Consider the following 6,735-nt stretch of genomic DNA (forward strand, 5'->3'; position numbering starts at 1 on the left):
GGCGATGGTCAAAGCGCTTAACCGGATCACGCTATTAGGAATGCCGAACAGTATTCGCATCACGTAACAATCGACCCGATGGGGCACAGTCGTTACAAGTTCTGATTTATTCAACAAAGCCATTGATACCGTACAACTCAGACTCGGCACCCTGCGTTGCGGGGCCCAAACGGAACAACAGCAGTTCAAATTTATTGGAGGAAGTGAGATTTGTTCTCTCATCTATCTCTTTTTGAAAATTATCCATTATACCCTCAATAAGAATGTGTATTTATGTGCAGTAGCGAGGTGTCGCGCGTCGTCCGAGTTCAGATGACAAGATACAGCCCTTTCACTGTAAGCTATCCGTGGCATTCTTCAACTCCCTGGTATCTGTTATCGACCGCTATCGACAAAAACATGAGCGCTTCAGTAACAACCCCATGCCATTAAAATCAGTGAGATATAATAACACTATAATATTTATGAATTTATTTCAGTGTTTTTTGTTTTTTACGGTTCACATATTGTTCACTCTTCAGACATAAAAATCTGCCGACGCGCTAACGTGCCGGCTACCCAGCGTGCTTTGTCATCCCCTACCTTGCCATAAACCACTCGACCTATCGATTTATAAATAAACATAGATCAAAACTATCGTAATAGTTGCCTTTTTCGATTTTAACAATGTCCACAAGATGACTACGCTTAATGTGTCCACAGCACTGTACCGGGCGACCTTGTGCCAGGCCCCATGGAACTCATCAGTAGAGGAAGATATTGCATGACAACTGAAAGCAAATGCCCATTTTCTGGCGGTGGTAGCAAACCTACCGCCAGCCACGGCACCACGAATCAGGATTGGTGGCCAAATCAGCTCAGTCTGAAAGTACTCCATCAACACAGCCCGCTCTCCGACCCTCTTAGTAAAAATTTCAATTACGCCGCCGCCTTCAACAGCCTCGATCTGGCGGCGGTTAAAAAAGATCTCCATGCCTTGATGACCGATTCCCAGCCCTGGTGGCCTGCGGACTTCGGCCACTATGGCCCATTGTTTATTCGTATGGCCTGGCACAGCGCCGGAACCTACCGTACTGGCGATGGCCGCGATGGCGCAGGGGCTGGACAACAACGCTTTGCTCCACTGAACAGTTGGCCTGATAACGTAAACCTCGATAAGGCAAGGCGGTTGCTATGGCCGATCAAGCAAAAATATGGTCAAAACATCTCCTGGGCCGATTTGATGATCCTGACCGGCAACGTGGCATTAGAATCCATGGGCTTTAAAACGTTTGGATTTGCAGGCGGTCGCCCCGACGTGTGGGAACCAGAAGAAGATGTTTACTGGGGTGCGGAAACCACCTGGCTTGTTGATAATAAACGTTATTCTGGTGAACGGGATCTGGAAAACCCACTGGCTGCTGTGCAAATGGGCCTGATTTACGTCAACCCGGAAGGTCCCGCCGGCAACCCCGATCCGCTCGCCGCCGCCAAAGACATTCGGGAAACCTTTAGCCGTATGGCAATGGATGACGAAGAGACCGTGGCATTGATAGCAGGCGGCCATACCTTCGGAAAAACACACGGCGCAGGCGATGCCGCATTGGTCGGGCCCGAACCGGAAGCCGCAGGCATCGAAGAACAAGGATTAGGATGGAAGAGCAGTTTCGGTAGTGGGAAAGGCGGCGACACCATTGGCAGTGGACTGGAAGTCACCTGGACACAAACGCCGACGCAGTGGAGCAACTACTTCTTTCAAAATCTGTTTGGCTACGAATGGGAACTGACTAAAAGCTCGGCGGGCGCACATCAGTGGCAACCCAAACATGGGGCGGGCGCAGGAGAAATACCTGATGCTCACGATGCGACAAAGCGCCACGTTCCCACCATGCTGACCACCGATCTCTCCCTGCGCGTTGATCCGGTTTATGAGAAAATCTCGCGCCGCTTCTATGAACATCCCGAGGAATTTGCCGACGCTTTTGCGCGCGCCTGGTTCAAACTGACTCACCGCGATATGGGGCCACGCGCACGTTACCTGGGTCCAGAAGTGCCGAGCGAAGAACTCATTTGGCAAGACCCGATACCCGCAGTGAATCATGAGCTGATCAACGCGCAGGATATCGCCACGCTGAAACAACAGATTACGGCAACGGGGCTAAGCGTATCGCAGTTGGTCGCAACGGCCTGGGCATCCGCATCCACGTTTCGTGGTTCAGACAAACGCGGTGGCGCTAACGGCGCGCGTCTGCGCCTTGCACCACAGAACAATTGGGAAGTGAACCAGCCCGCACAGTTGGCGCAGGTTTTGAGCGCTCTGGAACGCGTGCAACACGCATTTAATGACGCACAATCAGGCAACAAACGCGTTTCACTGGCCGATATCATCGTGCTGGGTGGCGTCGTGGGCGTCAAACAAGCTGCGCAACAAGCAGGCCAATCGGTCAGCGTTCCTTTTACTCCAGGACGGATGGATGCCTCTCAGGCGCAAACCGATGTCGCCTCATTCGACGTACTTGAACCCATTGCCGATGGTTTCCGCAACTATCAGAAAGCGCAATACAGCATCAGTCCAGAAGCATTGCTAGTGGACAAGGCGCAGTTGCTTACCCTTACAGCACCGGAAATGACCGTACTGCTCGGCGGGTTGCGCGTACTGAATATCAATACCGGGCAAACAGCGCACGGTGTCTTTACCCAACGCCCAGGCACCTTGACCACTGATTTCTTCATCAACTTACTGGATATGAATACCACCTGGCACCCGATTGATGCATCGCACACACTGTTTGAGGGGCGCGATCGCACCACGGGTCAGCCAAAATGGACAGGAACACGCGTAGATCTGATTTTCGGTTCACACTCACAGCTACGGGCGCTGGCGGAGGTTTACGCCAGTGCTGATGCGCAGGCATCGTTTGTGCACGATTTCGTGGCTGTCTGGAATAAAGTAATGAATCTGGATCGTTTCGATCTGGTGTAGCGGTTATTCGGAGCTAGGGTCGTGCAGTAAGGCTCTTCTGGCGTCCCAACATGGTCTTAGGGCCATGTTGGGGCATAACCACAGAACGGATTGCCGCCAGTGGCGTAATTCCGCTCATCAGTTTTACAAAGTAACAGGCAATCCCTTTGACAACCCCGCCATCCAAGAAAAAGTGCAAAGTCCAGGTTCCTGTCGTCATCAGCAGAATAGTTAGGACACACACGCTAAACCACTTCTGTCGTTGCATAAATACCTCACGCTAAAATGGCACGCAATAAAACGTGCCGAAATTTGATACCAAGTAAACAAGAAATACATACCAGCATATACTACAACAGAGTGATAATGGCAGTACAAAAATATGTAGGATTTCTTACTTTTCGGAATAAGCAACTACCATAACCCTACCTGTAAGCACTATGTGCTTGCTGGTTTGACGTTTCTTTTTTCTGCACCAGGTTATACCATCCAAAAGATGACCCTTCCTGTGGAGAGCCGGCAATGACGCTGCAAATTGGAATTTATGTTTTTGATAATGTTGAGGTATTAGATTTTGCAGGGCCCTATGAAGTCTTTACCTGCGCAACGCGTGTGGCGGGTGGATCCGAACCGCGTTTTAGCGTGTTCACGCTCGGAGAAAAGCGTGCCTCAGTGCGCGCATGTGCTGGATTAAAGATCGATCCCGACTACGCCCTCGACGATCATCCTGCGTTGGATTGTCTGATCGTCCCCGGCGGGGTGGTTACCGCAGAGATGGAAAAAACCGCGGTTATTGACTGGCTTACTCGCCAAATCCCGCAAGCAACCATTACTGCATCTGTTTGCACTGGTGTTTTTTTGCTCGCCAAAACCGGACTGTTTGACAACCGTTCGGTAACTACCCATTGGGAAGACATTGCCGATTTGAAGATGATGTTCCCGAACTTGGGCGTGAAAAGTGATGTGTGTTGGGTTGATAAAGGGGCGTTTGTGTCATCGGCAGGGATTTCTGCTGGTATTGATATGAGCCTGCATCTGGTCGAGCGTTTTGCGGGACGTACGCTGGCAGAAAGAACCGCCAGACAACTGGAGTTTGACTGGACAGAAAACCCTGACTGATGCAAAACAGGCTGTCGAACCAACCTCAGATTGATGGCAAAGTCACATTCCCCCTCGTCATCCTCGGCGAAAGCAGGGGATCTCTGTGAGAATGAACGCGTTTCTTCGGTAAAAGATTCCCGCCTTCGCGGGAATGACGGTGGGTGTCAGCAACGTCAGGCTGGCTCGCCAGCCTGTTACTGTGCTTTATTTCACTGCATTGCTCATGATTTTACCGAGTTTTACCACCCACTCCTCACCACGTTGCATCGCTGGCGCATAAGCTTTGTCGTTTACCATAGTGACCGGTTGGATCTCCAGCACTCGCCCCTTAAACAAGGTTGAGCACACCTGGTGCACCACTTTTTCATTCATTATCGTTTGCAGGCAGCGAAATCGGGGCGCATCCGGCATCGCCAGATCTTTCATTTCCGGTTTGATTCGCTGACGCAACATTTCTTTTTCAGCACTGGCGACCACTGCGTCCAAATCGCGATCGCTGGATGCCACGGGGATGTTGCCTTTTGCATCTGCCGGTAAGGTATAAAGCGTGACCAGTACTTTACGCATGGTAGCAGGATCAACGTATTCCACCTGAAAAGTATGGTAATCCGAGACCACTTCAACCGTACGTCGCTGCAAGCCATCTAACGTTTTCGGTAACACATCGGCAATCTGCTGCGTGGTATAACCCTCGATAACGTCGGAACTCGTCGTCTGTGCCAAGCCATACAGCGGCAGCATCATCAACAATCTGCACATACCCTGTTTTATTCTCATGGTGAACTCCTGACAGTGAAAAAGTATGCGCATGCCATCACGCAGTATTCTGATTATAACACTAGCGCCAAAAAGGATTTTCTATCCCGCTATTAGCGGCTTTTTTTACCGGAATGCCGAGAATTTTCCTCTAATGTGATCAAAAACAATACGTTAAAAACCAGCAGGTTTCATGCAGGGTACTGTTTGCTCCTGGGCTTACGTGTATGATTGCACGCTATTTGAGAGGCAGAGCACTATCCCGTGGAGAAATGGGCAGAGATTATGCGTGTAAACCTGACACTGTTTAAAAGTGACAATGTGCTTTTAAACAGCTTTAACGTTTTTATTTTGACACTACTGGGCTGCATGTTAGGTTCACATGCGCGTATGTCAGGCATCGATCTCTCTGTTCTCTGGCCCGTCAACATTCTGGTTGCCGCCCTGTTTTATCGCTGTCGCTACCTGAATACGCCGTGGTATTACAGTGTTGCCTATAGCGCCATGATCGCGCAAGACAGCCTGCTTTATGGCTGGGGCGTCAGCGCCTTCACCATTAATGGTGCCAACCTGGTGTTTATCTTTGTGCTGGTCAAATTATTGTGTTGGCCAGAACGATATCGTCAGCAAGAAGCCGATATCACCACCTCATTACACCTGTTTGCTTCCTGTATGATCGCCGCCCTTTGCTGTGCGCTGGTTGGCGCGTTCGCGCAACACATGGCCGAGCAAACACGTCAGCCGTTTCAACAGGATGTGCTCAACTGGTTCAGTGACCAGTTTTATACCGCAGTACTGTTTTTACCATTACTGCTGACGCTGCGCAGCGATTTCTCGTTGCGCATGCCTAAAGCAGACTGGCGCAGCAGCATTCCCTTACTGTTTCTTGCACTGTCACTGGGATTGGGTACGCTGGTTGGCCCAATTGCCATTCTGGCGTTCCCCCTGCCCGCGCTCACCTGGTGCGCCATCGTGTACCCGTTGTGGGCGATACGCTTGATTACCTTGTGCACAGGTATTGTTGAACTGATCGCAACAGCGCTTCATGTTCAGGGGATTTATGACCATCAGGATGCCCTGTTTATGCAAGCGATCACCATCGCCCGCATCAGTATCGCCGCCATCATCTTTAGCCCGTTCCTGATGGCCATGAACGCCAAAACCATCCGCCAGCTCAATCAGCGCTTGTTGATGCAGGCTAGCCACGATTTCCTCACTCACCTGCTTTCACGCTATGGCTTTAACGATGCGTTAAACCGTTACGGGAAAATACCCCGTCATCGCCAAGCGGCCATCAATGTAATGCTGGTTGATATCGATCACTTCAAAACCATCAACGACAGTTACGGACACGATAACGGTGACTATGTTTTGAAACATGTCGCGAACCTGATTAAGCAATCCATCCCAGAGCCGGGCTTGGTGAGCCGCATCGGTGGAGAAGAGTTTGCGGCAGTGTGTTTTGATTTCTCTGAGCAGGACTTTTTTGCGTTAGCAGAACATTTGCGCATGCAAATTCACGACACGCCCTGCATCATTAATCGCTCACCGGTATCCGTTGCCGTGAGTATCGGTATTGCCTATGCGCCCGCTTCAGCGATAGACCTGACGCAACATGTGCACCAACTCTTTGCTGCCGCCGATAAAAATCTGTATATCGCCAAACGGGAAGGCCGCAACCGGACGGTACAGTAAGGGAAGGTGCGATTTAATCGTGACTTATGAGAGTATGACGCTTTATTTATCATGATATTTTTACGATGCCAGCAATTTCCCACTATTCCTCCCGTAAATCCCGCTTTCTCGACCGCATGAATGTGCTGGTTCCATGGGCTGATATTGCAGATATAGTGCTTCCATATTACCCCTCATCCCGGCGGGGACGCAGACCTTTCCCTCTGATGCTCATGCTGCGTATCCATTGCCTGCAACTCTGG

Annotated in this window: 4 protein-coding genes and 2 pseudogenes; 4 read left to right on the forward strand and 2 right to left on the reverse strand. The window is 50.5% G+C overall.

Annotated elements, in window-relative coordinates; genetic code table 11:
* Positions 1-115: 115 nt before the first annotated feature.
* A pseudogene (locus ACTBDZ_RS13435) lies at positions 116-247 on the reverse strand (chemotaxis protein CheV); the annotation flags it as partial.
* Between the two features lie 516 nt (positions 248-763).
* Here ACTBDZ_RS13435 and katG point away from each other — a divergent pair.
* Positions 764-2,962 carry a catalase/peroxidase HPI gene (gene katG, locus ACTBDZ_RS13440; protein ID WP_438815696.1) on the forward strand — a complete coding sequence of 733 codons (2,199 nt, stop codon included), beginning with the start codon at positions 764-766 and terminating at the stop codon, positions 2,960-2,962.
* A 501-nt stretch (positions 2,963-3,463) separates the two neighbouring features.
* Positions 3,464-4,060 carry a DJ-1/PfpI family protein gene (locus ACTBDZ_RS13445; protein WP_438815697.1) on the forward strand — a complete coding sequence of 199 codons (597 nt, stop codon included), beginning with the start codon at positions 3,464-3,466 and terminating at the stop codon, positions 4,058-4,060.
* 186 nt (positions 4,061-4,246) lie between these two features.
* On the opposite strand, the gene ACTBDZ_RS13450 is transcribed toward ACTBDZ_RS13445, so the two are convergent.
* Entirely contained in the window at positions 4,247-4,819 is a 573-nt protein-coding gene (locus ACTBDZ_RS13450) for a hypothetical protein (RefSeq protein WP_438815698.1), read from the reverse strand.
* A 369-nt stretch (positions 4,820-5,188) separates the two neighbouring features.
* On the opposite strand from ACTBDZ_RS13450, the gene ACTBDZ_RS13455 reads away from it, so the two are divergent.
* Together ACTBDZ_RS13455 and ACTBDZ_RS13460 are read left to right on the forward strand one after the other, a co-directional pair.
* A complete protein-coding gene (locus ACTBDZ_RS13455; RefSeq protein WP_438815699.1) occupies positions 5,189-6,493 on the forward strand; it encodes a diguanylate cyclase in 1,305 nt (434 codons plus the stop codon).
* Positions 6,494-6,558: 65 nt separating this feature from the next.
* Positions 6,559-6,735: pseudogene (locus ACTBDZ_RS13460) on the forward strand (IS5/IS1182 family transposase); the annotation flags it as partial.

The organism is Symbiopectobacterium sp. (assembly GCF_051710365.1).
GTDB lineage: Bacteria > Pseudomonadota > Gammaproteobacteria > Enterobacterales > Enterobacteriaceae > Symbiopectobacterium.